Annotated in this window: 14 protein-coding genes and 1 tRNA gene; 7 read left to right on the forward strand and 8 right to left on the reverse strand. The window is 34.9% G+C overall.

What is annotated here, in order from left to right; translation table 11 throughout:
• Nucleotides 1–340: 340 nt before the first annotated feature.
• Together ACNF4Z_RS03905 and ACNF4Z_RS03910 are read right to left on the reverse strand one after the other, a co-directional pair.
• Nucleotides 341–412 (reverse strand) — tRNA-Ala (locus ACNF4Z_RS03905).
• Nucleotides 413–482: 70 nt separating this feature from the next.
• Nucleotides 483–1,394 carry a hypothetical protein gene (locus ACNF4Z_RS03910; protein ID WP_458327941.1) on the reverse strand — a complete coding sequence of 304 codons (912 nt, stop codon included), beginning with the start codon at nt 1,392–1,394 and terminating at the stop codon, nt 483–485.
• An 88-nt stretch (nt 1,395–1,482) separates the two neighbouring features.
• Between ACNF4Z_RS03910 and ACNF4Z_RS03915 the strand changes: the two genes are divergently transcribed.
• Complete coding sequence (locus ACNF4Z_RS03915; RefSeq protein WP_458327942.1) at nt 1,483–1,938, forward strand: peptidylprolyl isomerase; 456 nt, start codon at nt 1,483–1,485, stop codon at nt 1,936–1,938.
• Here the strand turns inward: ACNF4Z_RS03915 and ACNF4Z_RS03920 are convergent.
• From ACNF4Z_RS03920 to cysS, 3 genes are read right to left on the reverse strand one after another with little or no spacing between them, the layout of a single operon-like run.
• Nucleotides 1,916–3,088: a nicotinate phosphoribosyltransferase gene (locus ACNF4Z_RS03920; protein WP_458327943.1), complete on the reverse strand. Its 1,173-nt coding sequence runs from the start codon at nt 3,086–3,088 to the stop codon at nt 1,916–1,918. The genes ACNF4Z_RS03915 and ACNF4Z_RS03920 overlap by 23 nt on opposite strands.
• A 1-nt stretch (nt 3,089) precedes the next feature.
• Entirely contained in the window at nt 3,090–3,608 is a 519-nt protein-coding gene (locus ACNF4Z_RS03925) for a cysteine hydrolase family protein (RefSeq protein ID WP_458327944.1), read from the reverse strand.
• Nucleotides 3,601–4,962: a cysteine--tRNA ligase gene (gene cysS, locus ACNF4Z_RS03930; protein WP_458327945.1), complete on the reverse strand. Its 1,362-nt coding sequence runs from the start codon at nt 4,960–4,962 to the stop codon at nt 3,601–3,603. The genes ACNF4Z_RS03925 and cysS overlap by 8 nt, the downstream gene beginning before the upstream one ends.
• Nucleotides 4,963–5,068: 106 nt before the next feature.
• Here cysS and ACNF4Z_RS03935 point away from each other — a divergent pair, with 106 nt between their 5' ends.
• The 3 genes from ACNF4Z_RS03935 to ACNF4Z_RS03945 are packed head-to-tail and all read left to right on the forward strand — an operon-like array spanning nt 5,069 to nt 7,767.
• A complete protein-coding gene (locus tag ACNF4Z_RS03935; protein ID WP_458327946.1) occupies nt 5,069–5,608 on the forward strand; it encodes a hypothetical protein in 540 nt (179 codons plus the stop codon).
• A 4-nt stretch (nt 5,609–5,612) separates the two neighbouring features.
• Nucleotides 5,613–6,713 (forward strand): SPFH domain-containing protein, encoded by a 1,101-nt coding sequence (locus ACNF4Z_RS03940; RefSeq protein ID WP_458327947.1) that lies wholly within the window; start codon nt 5,613–5,615, stop codon nt 6,711–6,713.
• Between the two features lies 1 nt (nt 6,714).
• A complete protein-coding gene (locus ACNF4Z_RS03945) occupies nt 6,715–7,767 on the forward strand; it encodes a zinc ribbon domain-containing protein (RefSeq protein ID WP_458327948.1) in 1,053 nt (350 codons plus the stop codon).
• Between the two features lies 1 nt (nt 7,768).
• Here ACNF4Z_RS03945 and ACNF4Z_RS03950 read toward each other — a convergent pair whose 3' ends face one another.
• The gene (locus tag ACNF4Z_RS03950) at nt 7,769–8,731 is read right to left on the reverse strand and encodes a glycosyltransferase family 2 protein (protein ID WP_458327949.1); all 963 of its coding nucleotides are present in this window, start codon (nt 8,729–8,731) and stop codon (nt 7,769–7,771) included.
• 21 nt (nt 8,732–8,752) lie between these two features.
• Nucleotides 8,753–11,368 (reverse strand): hypothetical protein, encoded by a 2,616-nt coding sequence (locus ACNF4Z_RS03955; RefSeq protein WP_458327950.1) that lies wholly within the window; start codon nt 11,366–11,368, stop codon nt 8,753–8,755.
• A gap of 82 nt (nt 11,369–11,450) precedes the next feature.
• On the opposite strand from ACNF4Z_RS03955, the gene ACNF4Z_RS03960 reads away from it, so the two are divergent.
• Nucleotides 11,451–12,752 carry an FAD-dependent oxidoreductase gene (locus ACNF4Z_RS03960; protein WP_458327951.1) on the forward strand — a complete coding sequence of 434 codons (1,302 nt, stop codon included), beginning with the start codon at nt 11,451–11,453 and terminating at the stop codon, nt 12,750–12,752.
• On the opposite strand, the gene ACNF4Z_RS03965 is transcribed toward ACNF4Z_RS03960, so the two are convergent.
• A complete protein-coding gene (locus tag ACNF4Z_RS03965; RefSeq protein WP_458327952.1) occupies nt 12,721–13,359 on the reverse strand; it encodes a histidine phosphatase family protein in 639 nt (212 codons plus the stop codon). The genes ACNF4Z_RS03960 and ACNF4Z_RS03965 overlap by 32 nt on opposite strands.
• A gap of 107 nt (nt 13,360–13,466) precedes the next feature.
• Between ACNF4Z_RS03965 and ACNF4Z_RS03970 the strand changes: the two genes are divergently transcribed.
• Nucleotides 13,467–15,050: an acetolactate synthase large subunit gene (locus ACNF4Z_RS03970; RefSeq protein ID WP_458327953.1), complete on the forward strand. Its 1,584-nt coding sequence runs from the start codon at nt 13,467–13,469 to the stop codon at nt 15,048–15,050.
• Nucleotides 15,047–16,129 carry a DUF763 domain-containing protein gene (locus ACNF4Z_RS03975; protein ID WP_458327954.1) on the forward strand — a complete coding sequence of 361 codons (1,083 nt, stop codon included), beginning with the start codon at nt 15,047–15,049 and terminating at the stop codon, nt 16,127–16,129. The genes ACNF4Z_RS03970 and ACNF4Z_RS03975 overlap by 4 nt, the downstream gene beginning before the upstream one ends.
• Nucleotides 16,130–16,150 lie beyond the last annotated feature (21 nt).

A 16,150-nucleotide genomic window follows, 5' to 3' on the forward strand; every position in this document is an offset into this window, starting at 1 on the left:
ATATCTTTTTATCAAACTCTTCCATTATTCATTGCCTCCTTGGGTTGTTCTTAGGAGGCATCCTTTTATGTTTCATGAAATTTATCCATTGTTGATGGAGTTATTTCATTTGTTCTTACACAAAATTCGGGATACTATCAACAACTCGAATTAAAAAATAATGTCTTTATGATTTCTTTTAATTTTTTTGAAATAATAATTTCTAGGAAACATTGTTTGAATGTTATTAATAAATATACAAACGAAATTCATTAAAAAAATGATAAAATTTTGAAATATATGATGGTAGTTTTAAAATCTGAAATACCATAATAAAATTTAAACAATTGAATATTTATAATGGACTGGAGGGGATTTGAACCCCTGGCCTCTTCCATGCCAAGGAAGCGATCTACCTCTGATCTACCAGCCCTCAATTCCCATAATATACTCAACTATAAAATTTATTTGATAAACACTGGTTTGAATTGATACTATCTTTTTCATTTAATGTAATCTATCTCTTTAAGAATTATATCCCAGTCCTTATTTTCTATGTTAGAATATGCACCAACTCTCCTTATGAAATTAACTCCGAAAATTTCTGGTAGATAAACCTCATTCAGTAAAATGTCATTATCAAGTTTTTCAATCATAAAAAATGTTGGAATTATTATTCCATTCTGTCTGTTTAAAAGAAAATAAAGAAATTCATTATTGGTAGTATATTCATAAACATTAGGCTCAATAGGTTCTATTACATTGTTTGGTTTTCCCGTATTTAGGTAAAGTGATTCCAGCCTGTCCTCCCTGGATCTTATTTTAATAATCCTCTCCCACGAATCTGAAACTGGATTTCTATCAACTTTAAGTTCGAAAGAAGGTGCTTTTGCCTCAAAAATTATTTTTTTAACCCTTATCTGTTTATTTATTGTATTTATTGTTTCCATTACTCTGTTTTCTCTGATCATTTTTTCAACCACTATTGTGGATTCGGGTTCAATATCCAACAGAAGATTTGAAATCTCTGGTAAATACTTATAATTAAAAGCAAAATGAAAATGATGCTTTCCAGCCCAAATGTAATTTGCATAATTGACCACACTTTTTATGGCAATTAACTTCCTGAAAAAGCTGAAATCAGGATATATCTTATTATTGGCATAAAGGGTATAATTTCCACTAAAATTCATTGCCTTATATCGGCTTAGAAACATCTCAACCTCCCGATCCCATTTCATCATTTTTTCATTGAAATAGTATAGTGAACCAATATTATCTTTATTGGTTATTAGCATTGATGGAATCATGAATCCAACATTTCTCTGAAAAGTATCAATTGGATATTCATAATTTGTAGTTATAACAAGTTCTGCGTTAAGATAATCCAATATGCGCATTTCTGTCTTTTCCATATGAAAGAATCTTTACATAATATAAATATTTTTTATTTATAAATGTAAATTTGGCAATCTATATTAAAAGGATGCATATAACATAACAATGAAAAGATGCGCAGTTAAAACAACATTGGGTGATTTTGAGCTTGAGATAGATAATGATAATATGAAAATTACAGGTGAAAATTTTTTAAAATTAGTGGAAAAAGGTTTTTACAACGGCACCATATTCCACAGGGTAATTGACGGCTTCATGATCCAAGGTGGGGACCCCACAGGCACTGGAATGGGTGGTCCTGGATATAGCATAAAAGATGAATTTGGAAAAGAAAATCACAATAAAAGGGGAACCATAGCAATGGCAAACGCAGGCCCAAACACTGGAGGAAGCCAGTTTTTCATAAATCTAGTGGACAATCTCTATCTTGATAAGATGCATCCAGTCTTTGGTAAGGTAGTTAAGGGTATGGATGTTGTTGATAAAATAGGGAAGGTTAAAACAGACAGGAGAGACAGGCCATTAACAGAGGTAAAGATCATAAGCTGTCGTATAATTTAGAATATTTGTAAATTTCCTGAATTGCCTTCTTCCTTATTTGGCCAACTTCAGGTTCATCAACCTTTTTCCCATTTTTCAATTTCTCCTTAAGTATCAGATTCATCTTATTGTCATGGCAAACAGGAATCTCTGATTTTTCCGGCAGGACATAAACTTTTCCACATTCTTCACATCTAAATACCTTTTTTTTGCCTGAAAATTTACCTCTTTTTGTTATGTTTATACCCTCAACCTCAACAATGTCCATTCCAAAATCTATAGATTTTGCCGAGGAAATAGATGTTCCTATGCCAAAAGCTTCGACCCCTGCATCTATGAGTTCAGGAATCTGTTCCACCCTTATTCCGCCCGAAACCATTATCTTGACATTTTCGTGACCCCTTAGATCAAGTTCCCATCTTACCTCCCTAATTATGTTAGGAAAATTCCCCCTCCTGGAGGATGGTGTATCAAGCCTTATGTAATCAATATCGGGGAATTTTTCAGCTGCCTCTATTGCCTTAAATTTTTCATCACCAAAAGTATCAATCAGAATTACTCTTCTTCCCTTTGGCATATTATTTACTATAAATTCCCATGCCTTCTCCTCTCCCATTATGAGAGCCGCAGAATGGGGCATTGTACCAACTGGATCAGTACCTGTCAACTTGGCCCCTAGAATTCCACTTACTCCTGAAGCACCCCCTATATATGCAGCCCTGTCAATCATTGGGGAAATTGAGGGGTGCATTCTTCTTATACCAAATGAAAAGAAAGGCTTTCCTCTGCATTCTCTAAACACCTTTCCACTTTCTGTTGAAATGCCAGTTGACTGGCATATCATTCCCAAAATTGCAGTTTCAAATTCCATTATCTCTCTGTATTTTCCAGATATCTGTATGAATGGTATGGGTATTTTTTTTGCATCTCTTAAAGGTATTGTTACACCCTCCTCTATTGCATTTACCGAGACATCTTTACCTTCCAGAAGATTTAAAATCTCTGCTAGTCCAGAGAAAACTATCCATTTCTCAGAGGATGAACTTGTAATCTCGGCAATAATCTCCTTATTTTCAATAATAAATTTCTTGTTAAGGGAAAAATAGACGTCGCTGGCTTTACCATTCATTATGTCCTCATCGGTTGCAGAGAAGAATTTTTTATTCCACAATTCAGAGCACCTCTGTTCTTACTACACTTATTCCATACAATCTTTTCATTTCATTAATTGCCCTTTCGCTTATTTCCCCGTTAATTGCTGCACACAAGTCCTCTATGACTGTTATTTTGTAATATCTGAAAAATGCACCTGAAACAGTATGCATCACACATATGTCTGTGCTTATTCCGAAAATAAAGACATCATTAATATTGTGGGCTCTCAAAATACCATCCAGATCAGAATCATAGAATGAGTCGTAATGTCTTTTTTTTATTTTAAACCCCTTAATCTCATTGAGTGAGCCATACAATTCAGAACCCTCTGTATTTTCCAGACAATGTTCACCCCAGACTTTGAATTCAGGATCATCTTTTATGTGAGAATCCATTGTAAATATAATCAATTCTTCATTTTCCCTGCTCTTCAAGAATTTATATGCCTTTTCGGCGATTTTAACTGCCTCACTGCTACCGAATTTACCTTTGACAAAGTCATTAACCAGATCAACAACAATGAAAGCCCTACTCATAATACCATTCGCTCTGTTCATTTTTGTCTTCAATCACAATCCCTGATTTTAACATTGATTCCCTTAATATATCTGCCTCATTGAACATCTTCTTTTTTCTCAGCTCATTCCTCACCTTAACTATCATGTCCACAGTCTCTTTTTTCAAATATCTTTCAGTTTTTCTAAGAATTCCAAGAAAACTGTTGGCATAATTAAAGAAATTAATTGCCTCTGATCTGGATGTTGGTGAGATCCCGTCATTTATTTCATTTATTGTTTTAGACAGTTCAAGAAGGGAAAGTAAGGCATTTCTTGTATCATAATTGTTTTCCATGTGTTTATTCATTACTGCTTTGAATTTGGAAATTTTAAGATCAACAGTGCCCATTGAATTCTTCCAGAGCAATTGGTATGCCCTGTTTATTTGAAATACTATTTCTTCAGCCTCCTTTATTGAATCTTCTGAAAAGTTAAGATCACTTGAATAATGAGACATCAGAACCCATGCTCTTACAGATTCCTTCCCGTATTTTTCAAGTATTTTTTCCGCACTTACTGTATTTCCCAAAGATTTTGACATTTTTTCTCCATTTATCTGAAGCAACCCAGTGAATGTCCAAAAATCACACATATGATTGTTTCCTTTAATCATTCTCATTATGGAAAGCTCAGATTCATTGTGTGGAAATTTAAGATCCAATCCTGCACCATGTATGTTGAATGTTTTTCCGAGATACCTGGAGGAAATTGCAACATCCTCAAGATGCCACCCAGGCCTACCCCTTCCCCATGGGGAATTCCAATTAATCTCACCTTCTTTTTGAAATTTCCACAAAACAAAATCCCTGTCATCCTCTTTGTAATCAGAAACGTTTGCCCTGGCACCTTTTACCTGTTTATCCGATTTTTGCCTGGAAAGAACACCATAATTCTTATCCATCCAGACCCTGAAATAAATACCGTCAGGCAATTTGTATGTGAGTCCCCTTTTTTCCATTGACCTTATTAATTTTATCATATCCTTGATGTGGTCCGTCGCCCTCACATAAATATTAACAGAGTCAACGCCGGCCATCTGCATAATTTCCATATATTTCCTTTCAAATTCCCTGGACAATTCTAAAGGATCCTTTTCAAGTTCTCTTGCCCTGTTTATTATTTTGTCATCGATATCCGTTATATTTTGAATGTAAAATACTTCCTTTCCTTTTGCTTTTAGATATTTTGCAAGGGTATCATAAAAGATATATGTTCTCAAATGGCCTAGGTGGGGTTCATCATATACAGTAGGTCCACAAACGTAAATTTTTAATGAGTTTTCAGCTGAGGAAATTTCCTTCATTCTGTCATCAAGATGATCATAAATTTTCATAATGTTGTAATGTGGAGTTAGATTTAATTTTTTAGAAAAGGGAAAAAATATATTGTATTCATAATATTAAAAAAAGTTTAATTAATATGTATTTGTTTAACAATTCATGAACAGTCCGGGGAACAACGATACAGAAAAACCTGCAGACGTGAGAGAAAGTGTGGATGAAAACAGAGGAATACTAAAGAAAATTGAATTAATAATTCCAGGTTTTTCAGGATATAGAATGAAAGAGGACGTTAGAGTGGCGGATCAGACAATAAGGAATTATGGTGCAAGAATGATAGAAAATGCAAGAAATAATGTGCTTAATCTTAGAGAAAAGATGGTTGAAAATGGATTGTTTCAAAATCTGACAAGAATAGGACACATTGCCACAAAGATAGAGGAGCTGGAAGGAAAGCTTAAATTTGCAGAGGAAGGATATTCAGGAATTGCAGCAAACATAAACGTTGATTTTAAAAAACTTAACCTTCTGTATATGTATGATTACAACATGCTCAGTGCATGCAAAAATATGGAGGAGGCATCATCCCAATATACAGGAGATCCAGATACTTACTGCAATAAAATAGAAGAACTTATTAACGATTGTAATAATGCTTTAGAGGGAAGGCTGGACAATATAAAAGGTTTAAAGGTGTGATTTTATGATAGGAAGAAGATCCAAGGAAATTCCAGAAAAAGGGGGTAGTGTATTTGGCTCAATAACAATTGCCTGGGAGACACAATTTAAGGAAGGAAATGCAATGTGGAAGGTTCCACGTCTCATAAGGCTAAACGACAATATAGTTGTCAGGGAGGATGAGACCGCTGTTTTTTACAGGGACGGAAAAGTTCTCACATACTTTGATCAACCAGGAAGATATGCATTGACAGATTTCAACGCACCTGTTGTTGGGGAACTTCTGAAATATTTCACTGGTGTTCAACAGCAGGCAGAGGTTTATTATTTGCAGAGAAGGATAATGGATGGAAAATATGGAAGTAAGGAGCCATATCAGTTTCTGGATCAGGTATTTGGGATTGTAAACCTTAGAGTTTATGGGGAATACAGGTGGAAAATAACGGATCCATCACTGTTCATAAACCAATTTGTTGGTACATTTAATGTAGAAACTTCTGAGGATGTGGAATCAAGATTGAGGGATCAGATAGTTCTTCTCATATACTCAGTGTTGGGCAAGATGAAGGAAAATAATATGAAGGTTACAGATCTACCTTCCAATCTTCCAAATATTGAGCAGGCTGTTCTTGCCCTTTCAAAGGAGAATTTTAGACAATATGGTGTGGAGATTGAAAAGATACAGGGAATAAACATAAATCTTCCAGAAACTGTTCAGAAGGCAATAGATACAAGGAGCGAAATGTCAGTTCTTGGTGTTAATTATCTGCAATTTCAGGCAGGTCAGGCAATGGTTGATGCAGCCAAAAATCCAGGGGGACTTGCAGGGTTAGGGCCAGGTCTTGGTGTAGGAGTGGGCGTTGGCTCCTCCATGGGATATGCAATGTCAGGTCCTATGATGAGCGGTTTCAGTCAGCCAGCATCTGGTATGAATCAGAGGGTCTGTCCAAAATGTAATACACAGGTACCACCAAATGTTAATTTCTGTCCGAACTGTGGTTTTGACATGAGAACACAAAATCAGACACAGCAGGTTCAGACCATTAAATGTCCAAAATGCGGCTCAGAAGTACCCTCAAACTCTAAATTCTGTCCTGAATGTGGAAACAAGATGGGAGGTAATTAAAATGTATTGTATAAATTGTGGAACTCAGCTGCCGGATAATGCTCAGTTCTGTTATAAGTGCGGAGCTAAAACAGGAATGCAAGCAACATCACAACAGACCCCTCAAACACAGGCAGATCAAAATGATACAAGGAACGTTGTTGCAGGAAAGGGTGCCACAGAAATAAAGTGCCCGGGATGCGGAGCACCTATCAAGCCCGTTGAAGGTGAAGCTGTTGCCACATGTCAATATTGTGGAACCACTGTAACACTTAATGTTGCAGGGTGGCAGAATGTGGCTAAGCATACAATGCTTTCAGTAAATGTATCTGATGAAAACAAGATTAGGGAAGTTATAAAGAAATCTTTGGATCACGGATTATTTGCAAGGCATGTTTTCGAAGAGGCAACTGAAAAAGACATGATTCTTTCATATGTTCCCTACTGGATTGTTCCGGTGAGTGCTGTCTCTCAATATAAATATATAAGCGTGGGTGCAGAGGTGGCTACCTTTGCCATAGATGCAGCAATGATCGGTGCCGTGGCAGACATGGGAGGTGGTCGTGGAAGAGGCTTCGGAATGGGAATGGGTGATGGTTTGCTTGGGGGTATGATGATAGGAGGAATGATGGGAGGAGGAATGGGTGGAGGAATGAATAATATCAGAGGCGGAAGTTTTGGACATAATTATCTGATGCCTGTATGTGCCATAAAAGCAACAACTTTCTACCAGCCAAAAAAATTTGCCTTCAAGCTTGATGAGAGGATTGATTTCGATTTTTCCAAGATACCAAAGGGAATAAAACTTCTTAACGGGGATATTGATGAGGAGTCATCAAAGCAGATGGCTCAGGCTATGGTAACAAATTTACAGGAGGAGTCAATAAAACAGCAGCATCACCACATAGAGTCAATAAATACCCAATGCCAAACTGGAACTCCTGAAATGCTTCATGTTCCAATATGGAAAGTAACATACGAAACAAAAAAAGAGGAATTTGACATAGCCATAGATGGAAATTCTGGAATGATAATAAGAAAAGATGAAATGCCTGTGAAAAGAAACAAAAGATAGATTAATTTCTTCTTTCTATTTTGTATTCACCAATAAACATTCTTTTCAATATTATGTTTTTTATTGCAGGTGGTGATTTTAATAGGGCATCCGTTAAGAAATTTAACCTCCTACCAAATGGCACAAACTTTATAATATCCCTGTAGTACTTTGATCGGCTGGTATTAAAAGAAAAGAGGTCATAACTTTTCTGCAGGAATGTGAGCCATGACATGTAATATTTTTCCAGATAGTGATTGTTGAAATCATCATGAAAAAGTGATGCATCCTCTAAGGTTGTTTTAAAGAAAGAAGAGGCTTTTTCAAGAAAAACTTCATAATCATAAGTGTAGAATCCGGAGGCACTGTTGTGCTTCATATAGGATGTTAAATTTCTTCCTGACTCATAAATTACTGCATCTTCAAGAAGGCTTGAAAAAAATATAAATATGTCCAGTACGAGTTTTAAATTTTCCATTTTGTTTTTATTGTTTTCAAGAATAGAGAAATCCACAGCCATTGAACTCGAATTATAGTATACTTTTTTCCTGTGAATGTTCATCAAATCATCCATAGTATATTTCGGCTTTGCAACGAAAGGATCGAATTCAATTTCAGTCCTTATCTCATTTCCGTTCTCATCTGTTATTATTCTGCCATTGTGATAGTAGTTCCATTTCTTCTCTTTTTTACTCTTAATTACATTTGAAATTTTTCCAGTTATGAATTGATCGTCATCTTCCAGGAACAATATGGTGTCTCCATGGGAATGAAGCAGGGCAGTTTTTATTTTTTTTCCAATCCAGTCATGTTTTTCATAAACATTAATAACACCATATCTGTCCAGTTCCCTATCTATGTTATCATCAATGTAATTTTTTGTGACTATTATTTCAACATCTTTTTCCTTGTCTTTTAAAACGGACTTAACGGCATTGATGACATAATCTTTTCTGTTATGCACTGGAATAATTACTGATATCACATTGTTGCAGTGTTTGAATCCTTAATATTTTTTCGGAGTTCTATATTTTTTTGTAATATAGAATGTGGCAATTCCAGCTGAAAGAAGTGCTACCTGAAAAGCAAAAAATATTATTGCATTAGTTCCAAATAGTGAAAAGGTTTGTTGAATAAAAATGGGAGAAATTATGATTGAATATCCTGATTGAGGGGAGAGCAAGGATATTATTTGTGAATATCCGGTTCCTGTAATGGATATTGAACTTATATTGTAGAATGTACCCATGGTTCTTGAAAAATTATCATCATATATATAGGTCAGACCAGAAGTATTATTATAGTTTAAAACAAAATAATTACCTAATTGAGTTACAGTAACATTCCCTATTGATTGGTTATTGCGGAATATAAAATTTAATTTGTTGAAAGAATTGACTGATGTTAAATTTTCTTTATTTGTGATATTTGCAAAGTAAGCTATTCTTATTCCATCCTTATCAATAAGGTTTTTTAAATTTAAGGAAAAATTTGATTCACAGGGAATTAGGTGAATATCTGCAAAATAATAAAATAAATCAGACTGATAGTTGAAAAAAAGTGAATTATTAAATTCGGTAAGTTTGTAGTTTAAAAGATAACTGAAATAAAAAATTGGTGGTAAAAGATCAGTTGATATTATCCCATTACTTAAATTTGTTATCATTATCTTTACACTTCTGGCAATTAAAATTGTATAAAACATCAGTTTCTTAAAATTTTCAAACTTACTCAATAATGGAAAACCTGTAACATTTTTTTCAAAAACAAGTTTCCCAGTTAAATAGTTATAAATCGCAAGAGAACCTTCACCATCAAAAATATTAATGAATGAGCTGTTCATTAAATCATGATCCTGGAATATTGAAATGTAATCAGATTGTAATGAAACAAATCCTATTCCTGAATAATTAAAAATATTATTTGATCCTGAGGTGTTTGCAAAGAAATTTTCACCAACATTTGTAAGCAAAGCTCCATTAGTTTCATTCAAATTATAAATTAGAGTATAGTTAAGAATTTTGTCCATTAGATTTTTAAAATCCATCAAATTATTTATTGAAATAAAACTTCCACTTATAAAAGAACTGTAAATATTTGTACAGCTGGAACTGTAGAAAATGTTACCAGAAAGAAAATTAATTTCATAAATCGATGGGAATATAATTAGGATATCCTTATGTTCATCCGGAAGAATCTTTCCAATAAAAAATCCTGAGGAAATTTTTCCAAAACAACCGTACTGGTTATATATTCTTATGACCGGATTATAATACCCACTCTGCCCAGAAAGGGCATAAAAAAGTCCATTTTCATTGCAATATATTGCTGAGTCAACGTATGTATTAATGCAGATTGCCACTTTTCCATTCGGAGGGATATTACGAAGTAAAGGGGGATTTAAAAATATAAAATCCGGTTTTAACATATATAAATAAAAAGGGCCAGGGCCAATTATGGAATCTCCGGAAGGGGTTATATAAATAAATGAAGGAATTCCAAAAAATGGAATATTACAGGATATTGTTACTTTTTCATTTTCATTCCAAATATTTACTGTTGAGAATGTATCTTCAAATTTATTATCCGGTACACAATAAAAATAATTATCTATCTTGTTATACTGAAATAATATGGATTCAGGAATTATGCCAACCACTCTATATTTGTTGAATGAGCTGTAATTTTCTTCAGTAAAATTATAAGAATATAAGGAACAGAAATTCTGGCATAGAATGTAAATTTGCTTATCGTACTTGTTAAAAAAAACTCTGATTGGAACAGATTTTGTCTGAGTGTTATTTATCAGACTGAGGTTTTCAGGATTTATCTCATATATGCAATTTTTAGAATCCTCTATTGCAAAAAGCAAGTTAACTGAATTGGCAAGTGTAAGGTATGAAATTCCAAAACCAATAACTACATTGGCAACAACCTTATCTATGAAAGGATTTATTTCAATGATATCCTTGGACTGATCTGATCCTACAATTATTTTTTCAATTTTTTCATCACATATGACTGAAGATGGCTCAACTCCAATTCTTATTAAATTTTCATCATAAAGTGAACCGTTATTGGCCACTCCTATTGAACACATTGCGTCCTCACTTTTACAGTAAACAAATATTTGTTTGCTCAGTTTGGAAAAGAATATTTCTCCAGGTATGACATTTTCAATTTTGATTTTGTATTTCAAATTTCCACTCAAATTATACCCATATATGTAGTAATTTGCAGAAGTGAAATAACCGTGAATCTGATGATAGTTGTATTCATACATCAATCCTCTTTTTGTCCTGTTTGATATTTCAAGAACACCTGCATAGTACACATGGTTTTGAGGGTCGCAAACAACTGAAAGATCCAGAACTAGATTGTTCCTGGAATTGTAAATTTTACTGCTTATTGATGAATTTATGAATGAAAAGGTCTCTTCATTAAAAATTTCACCCGTTTTTTCATCTCCTGTACCATTTTGAGTGAATGGATTAACCCTCAAACTTTTTAACGAATGATAATTTTCAGCATTAATTTGTGAGTTACTGAATCCTGCAACACTCACTATTAAAAGTATGAAAAAAATAAGCATTGTCAAGGATTGCTTAATTTTTTTACTCACATATTTAAAATTAAATCTTCCATTTATACATTTTGAATAAATCCATTAAAAAATATAATATGATAACTGGGCATCATAATTCATGAAGATTGTTGTAATAGGAGGGGGTGCTGCAGGAATGTCTGCAGCCTCAAAAGCAAAGAGAATCGATCCATCACTTGAAATTACAGTTTTGGAATCAGGGAACTTCGTCTCATATGGAGAATGTGGTATTCCGTACTATCTGTCTGAGAAATTCCAGGAACCTGAAAGACTTCTTCACTATCCAATAGAAGAATTCACAGTAAAAAGAAAAATTGATGTGAAAATTGGAACGTCAGTAAATGGAATTGACTTTAAGAATCATAAAATTTTTACAAACATGGGTGAAATATATTATGATAAACTTATCATATCTACAGGTGCAAGAGCTCAAAACCCATTTTCAGGTGTTGCAGGAGTATTCTCAGTGAGAACACTGGATGAAGCCATAATGATAAGGAAAGCAATGAAAGGGAAGAGAATTGGCATCATAGGTGATGGAATACTGGGTACGGAACTGGCTTCTGAATTCCTGATGAGCGGATTTAATGTAACACTTTATTCAAAACATAAAAGGATACTGAGGGAATTCAGTGACTCTGTTAAGGATGAGCTGGAAAATTCCCTAAGAAGCAAAATAAAAATTTTTTATGATATTTCCATAGATTCAATTGATGTTATACAGGATTCACTTTTTGTTAATGGGGACAAATCTTTTGGAATCCATGATTTCATAATTGTATGCACAGGCATTACTCCAAACACTGAATTTTTAATAAATTCTGGTCTTGCAATGGACAGGAAAGGTTACATTATGGTGAACAACAGAATGGAAACAAACATACAGGATGTCTATGCGGCCGGTGACTGTGCACTTTCAATCAACAGAATTACTGGAAAAAATTTTCCTGATCCCGCAGCTCAGGTTGCAAATAAGATGGGAAGAGTTGCGGGAAGCAACGCTGCAGGAGTTAGAATGGAATTCAAAGGATCCTTAAGAACAACAGTTGTGAAGATTCTGGATTATGAATTAGGAAAGACCGGACTTTCAATTGATGAAGCTGAAATTGAAAATTTTTCTCCTAAAAAGATTGAAGTTAAAACAAGGGCCACACCGCTCTATTATGGGGATAATGGATACATTTACCTGCAGGTTATTTACGATCAATCAACGGGAAGATTGCTTGGGGGCCAGATATGCTCAAAAACAAATGGAGCATGGAGGTTAAACACACTTGAAACTGCAATTTACGCAGGGATGACAATTGATGATTTATTTTATAATGATATGGGATACACCCCTCCCTTCGGACCTGTCTGGGACCCCATAATCATAGCTGCCAGCCTTTCCATGAGGGATTAACATCACTATACCAGTCCTCCCTCATGTTGTAAGAGAACGTTGGATAAAATATACCATTAATTTCTTTTGCACCAAAAAAGGCACAATTTCTGAAAGTTTTAACCTTTGGATTCATTTTCATGAAAATGGTTGCAAAAGCCCACATAACACCTCCATGTGTCACCACAAGTTTTCTTCTGTCATCTGAAAGTACCTCTCTTACCCCATCTTCCACCCTTTTTAAAAATAAAAGAGAATTTTCTACATTTTCAATAATATCTATCTGTGAATTAATGGGGTCCTTCAGTTCAATTCCATATTTTTCATATATTTCAGCTGAAGTCAGAGATCCAAGGCCCTCAAGATCCCTTTCCATAAAATTATCATTGATTATAACGGTAATGTTATCATGGTTTTCAATTACAATGTTCATTGTTTCTATACATCTGTTTGCGGGACTTGTATAGATAACCTCAGGGTTAAATTTCCAAACATATTCTGAAATATCCTTTGCCTGTTTCCTCCCATTTTGATTTAATACTGCTTCGAATGGTGTGTACCACATACCCATCTGGTTATAATCAGTTTCTCCATGTCTTAAAAAAGATATATTCTCATATTCTTCCATCCTTTTAACATTTCTTTAACGTTCATAACACTTTTCAATTTAATTAAAAAAAGGCTTTCAAGTCCTTTTTATCACAAATCTTATTAGGTAATTATCTTTTATAAATTATGAACGGCGCAGAACTTTTCACCAAATCACTAGAAAACGAAGATGTAAAATTCATATTTGGTTTGCCGGGTGAAGAAAACATAGATCTCCTTGAGGCAATCTCTAAAAGCGATATTAATTTCGTTGTGACAAGGCATGAACAGGGTGCCGCATTTATGGCCGATGCAGTTGGAAGAGTTACTAGAAAGCCAGGTGTTTGTATATCTACACTTGGGCCAGGAGCAACAAATCTTGTTACAGGAGTTGCTAATGCAAATCTGGACAGGGTTCCGCTGGTTGCAATAACTGCACAGGCATCAAGGAACAGATTGCACAAGGAATCACATCAGAATGTGGATACACTGGCCCTTTTTTCAGGAATTACAAAATACAACAGGGCAGTTATTGTAAAGGAAAGTATTCCAGAGATTGTGAGAAAGGCATTTTCAACGGCTGGTAAAAATCCCTATGGTGCAAGTCATATTCAGTTCCCAGAAGATATTGCAAAGGAAAAAATTACAGACTTTTACATAATGGAGAAACCTGGAGATGCAGTATATGAGGCAAACGGAAAACTTATAGAAAAGGCCGCTGCCTTGATAAATTCATCCCAGTCCCCATTGATACTTGCAGGGAATGGGGTAATAAGGGAAGAGGTTTGGGAATCTGTTAAAAGATTTGTTGACATAAGTGGAATTCCTCTTGTATCAACTTTCATGGCTAAGGGTATACTGCCCTATGATCATCCACTTAATCTTTTTGTGGTGGGAGCAAAGCCTTTTCCTGAAAAATCCATGAGACCTCTGCTCTCAGCAGATCTTGTAATTGCCATAGGTTTCGATATGGTGGAATATGATCCTGTTACTTGGAATGATGACAGAAAAAGAAAAATAATTAACATAAACACAAGTATGGCTGAAACCGATGAGCATTTCCCTGTTGCTTTTGATCTGGTTGGGAATATTGACATTACACTTGCAATAATGGGGGAAAAGATTGCAAAAAGATCTTTGAGTCCAATTCACAGGGAGGTCAGGGAGAAAAGGAAGCAATATTTTGAGTCAGAGGGAAAGGGAAAAGAGATTCTGCCAAAAAAAATTATGAAATTTATGGGTGAAATCAGCGGGCCAAATTCATTGGTAGTTTCTGATGTTGGTCTGCATAAATTATGGGTGAGCAGATACTATCAGCCTGCTTCCCCTGATAGAACAATAATCTATAATGGATTTGCCTCAATGGGGGCATCTCTACCTGCAGCAATAGGTATTAACATGGTTAAACCTGATTTGGACATAACTGTGTTTAGTGGAGATGGGGGCTTTTTGATGAATGTGCAGGAACTTGAAACGGCCAGGAGAACAGGTGCAGATTTCAAGGTTGTTGTATTCAATGATTGTACATACAGTCTAATAGAATCAAAGCAGGAGGATGCAGGATATAAGCCAGAATATGTAAGATTCACAAACCCTGACTTTTCCCTTCTTGCAAAGAGTTTTGGAGCGCAGCATTTTCTTTCAGAAGACCTCGATTCATTCAAAAAAAGTTATAAGGAAGCCGAAAAGATAGAAGGTGTTAAAATAATAGAAGTTCAGGTAAACAGATGACAGAAAGAAAAGGAATGGCTGACCTGCCCCTACACTACGGGAAACCACCAGAATTTCTTTTTAACAAGATGGTCAAATTAACAGGTTTGATCTGCAAAACTGTCACTGAGGTTTTTGGAACAGAGGAATTAATAAGAAGATTCGCAGATCCTTTCTGGTTTCATTCTCTTTCACTTGTAACCGGGTTTGACTGGAATTCCAGTGGTGCAACAACAACTACTTTTCATGCTCTTAAGATATATGCTGAGAACAATGAGGTAGATTTCTTTCTTGCTGGGGGAAAAAATGAGAATATTGGAAAGAAATCTCAGGATCTGGAAAGAATAAAATACAACGGAAACCAATTGAAAATTGAAAAAATGAAGAAGGATACTGACCTGCTATTGAGATCTGACAGCATACTTCTTCAGGATGGTTTTGACATATACATTCATGGAATAATTGGTGATTACAAAGGCAATTATACCTGCATAAATCAGGGTATGAACAGTAATATAAAAATGGCCCGCAGATATCACTGGTACAACTCAGGAAATGATATTGAATCAAGATGGGGAATATCCTCAGAATCCATTTCTGATAAAACTTTGGATCTCACTTCGGAGAAGAGCAGGGAAAACAGACAGGCCATAATGAAAGCCATAAGTGAAAGAATTCGTATAACAGGAAATAATCAAGCTACTCTTGATAATTTTACAGATTTTAAAATCCTTAATCTAAGTTTGAAAATACCCTGGAGGGAACTTGATGAAATTTATCAGTACGAACCTTCTGATTTCATCGAGCTTGTGAACATGAAAGGAGTTGGAAAATCAACTATCAGGGCATTATCCTACATAGGTGAGGTGGTCTATGGAAAGGAGCCATCAAAAACTGATCCTGTCAGATATTCTTATGCACTTGGTGGAAAGGATGGAATACCACATCCAATAAACCATCATGATTATGATGAAGTCATAAATTTCTTTGAGGAAACAATGAGAACAGCCGGTTATGAGAGGTGGAAGAGAATCCAACTGCTTGAAAAACTATCAATGGAAAGTGAGAAAAGGGGTTTCTATGTTAGAAGAATAAGTTAAATACAATATTTTGTATAATTT

Source organism: Caldiplasma sukawensis (assembly GCF_052315375.1).
In the GTDB taxonomy this organism is placed as follows: domain Archaea; phylum Thermoplasmatota; class Thermoplasmata; order Thermoplasmatales; family Thermoplasmataceae; genus Cuniculiplasma.

Coding starts and splice junctions, on each gene's coding strand:
- ACNF4Z_RS03910 (WP_458327941.1), bottom strand. CDS start 1,394: ATGGAAAAGACAGAAATGCGCATATTGGATTATCTTAACGCAGAACTT.
- ACNF4Z_RS03925 (WP_458327944.1), bottom strand. CDS start 3,608: ATGAGTAGGGCTTTCATTGTTGTTGATCTGGTTAATGACTTTGTCAAA.
- ACNF4Z_RS03945 (WP_458327948.1), top strand. CDS start 6,715: ATGTATTGTATAAATTGTGGAACTCAGCTGCCGGATAATGCTCAGTTC.
- ACNF4Z_RS03960 (WP_458327951.1), top strand. CDS start 11,451: ATGAAGATTGTTGTAATAGGAGGGGGTGCTGCAGGAATGTCTGCAGCC.
- ACNF4Z_RS03970 (WP_458327953.1), top strand. CDS start 13,467: ATGAACGGCGCAGAACTTTTCACCAAATCACTAGAAAACGAAGATGTA.
- cysS (WP_458327945.1), bottom strand. CDS start 4,962: ATGAAAATTTATGATCATCTTGATGACAGAATGAAGGAAATTTCCTCA.
- ACNF4Z_RS03915 (WP_458327942.1), top strand. CDS start 1,483: ATGAAAAGATGCGCAGTTAAAACAACATTGGGTGATTTTGAGCTTGAG.
- ACNF4Z_RS03975 (WP_458327954.1), top strand. CDS start 15,047: ATGACAGAAAGAAAAGGAATGGCTGACCTGCCCCTACACTACGGGAAA.
- ACNF4Z_RS03940 (WP_458327947.1), top strand. CDS start 5,613: ATGATAGGAAGAAGATCCAAGGAAATTCCAGAAAAAGGGGGTAGTGTA.
- ACNF4Z_RS03935 (WP_458327946.1), top strand. CDS start 5,069: ATGAACAGTCCGGGGAACAACGATACAGAAAAACCTGCAGACGTGAGA.
- ACNF4Z_RS03965 (WP_458327952.1), bottom strand. CDS start 13,359: ATGGAAGAATATGAGAATATATCTTTTTTAAGACATGGAGAAACTGAT.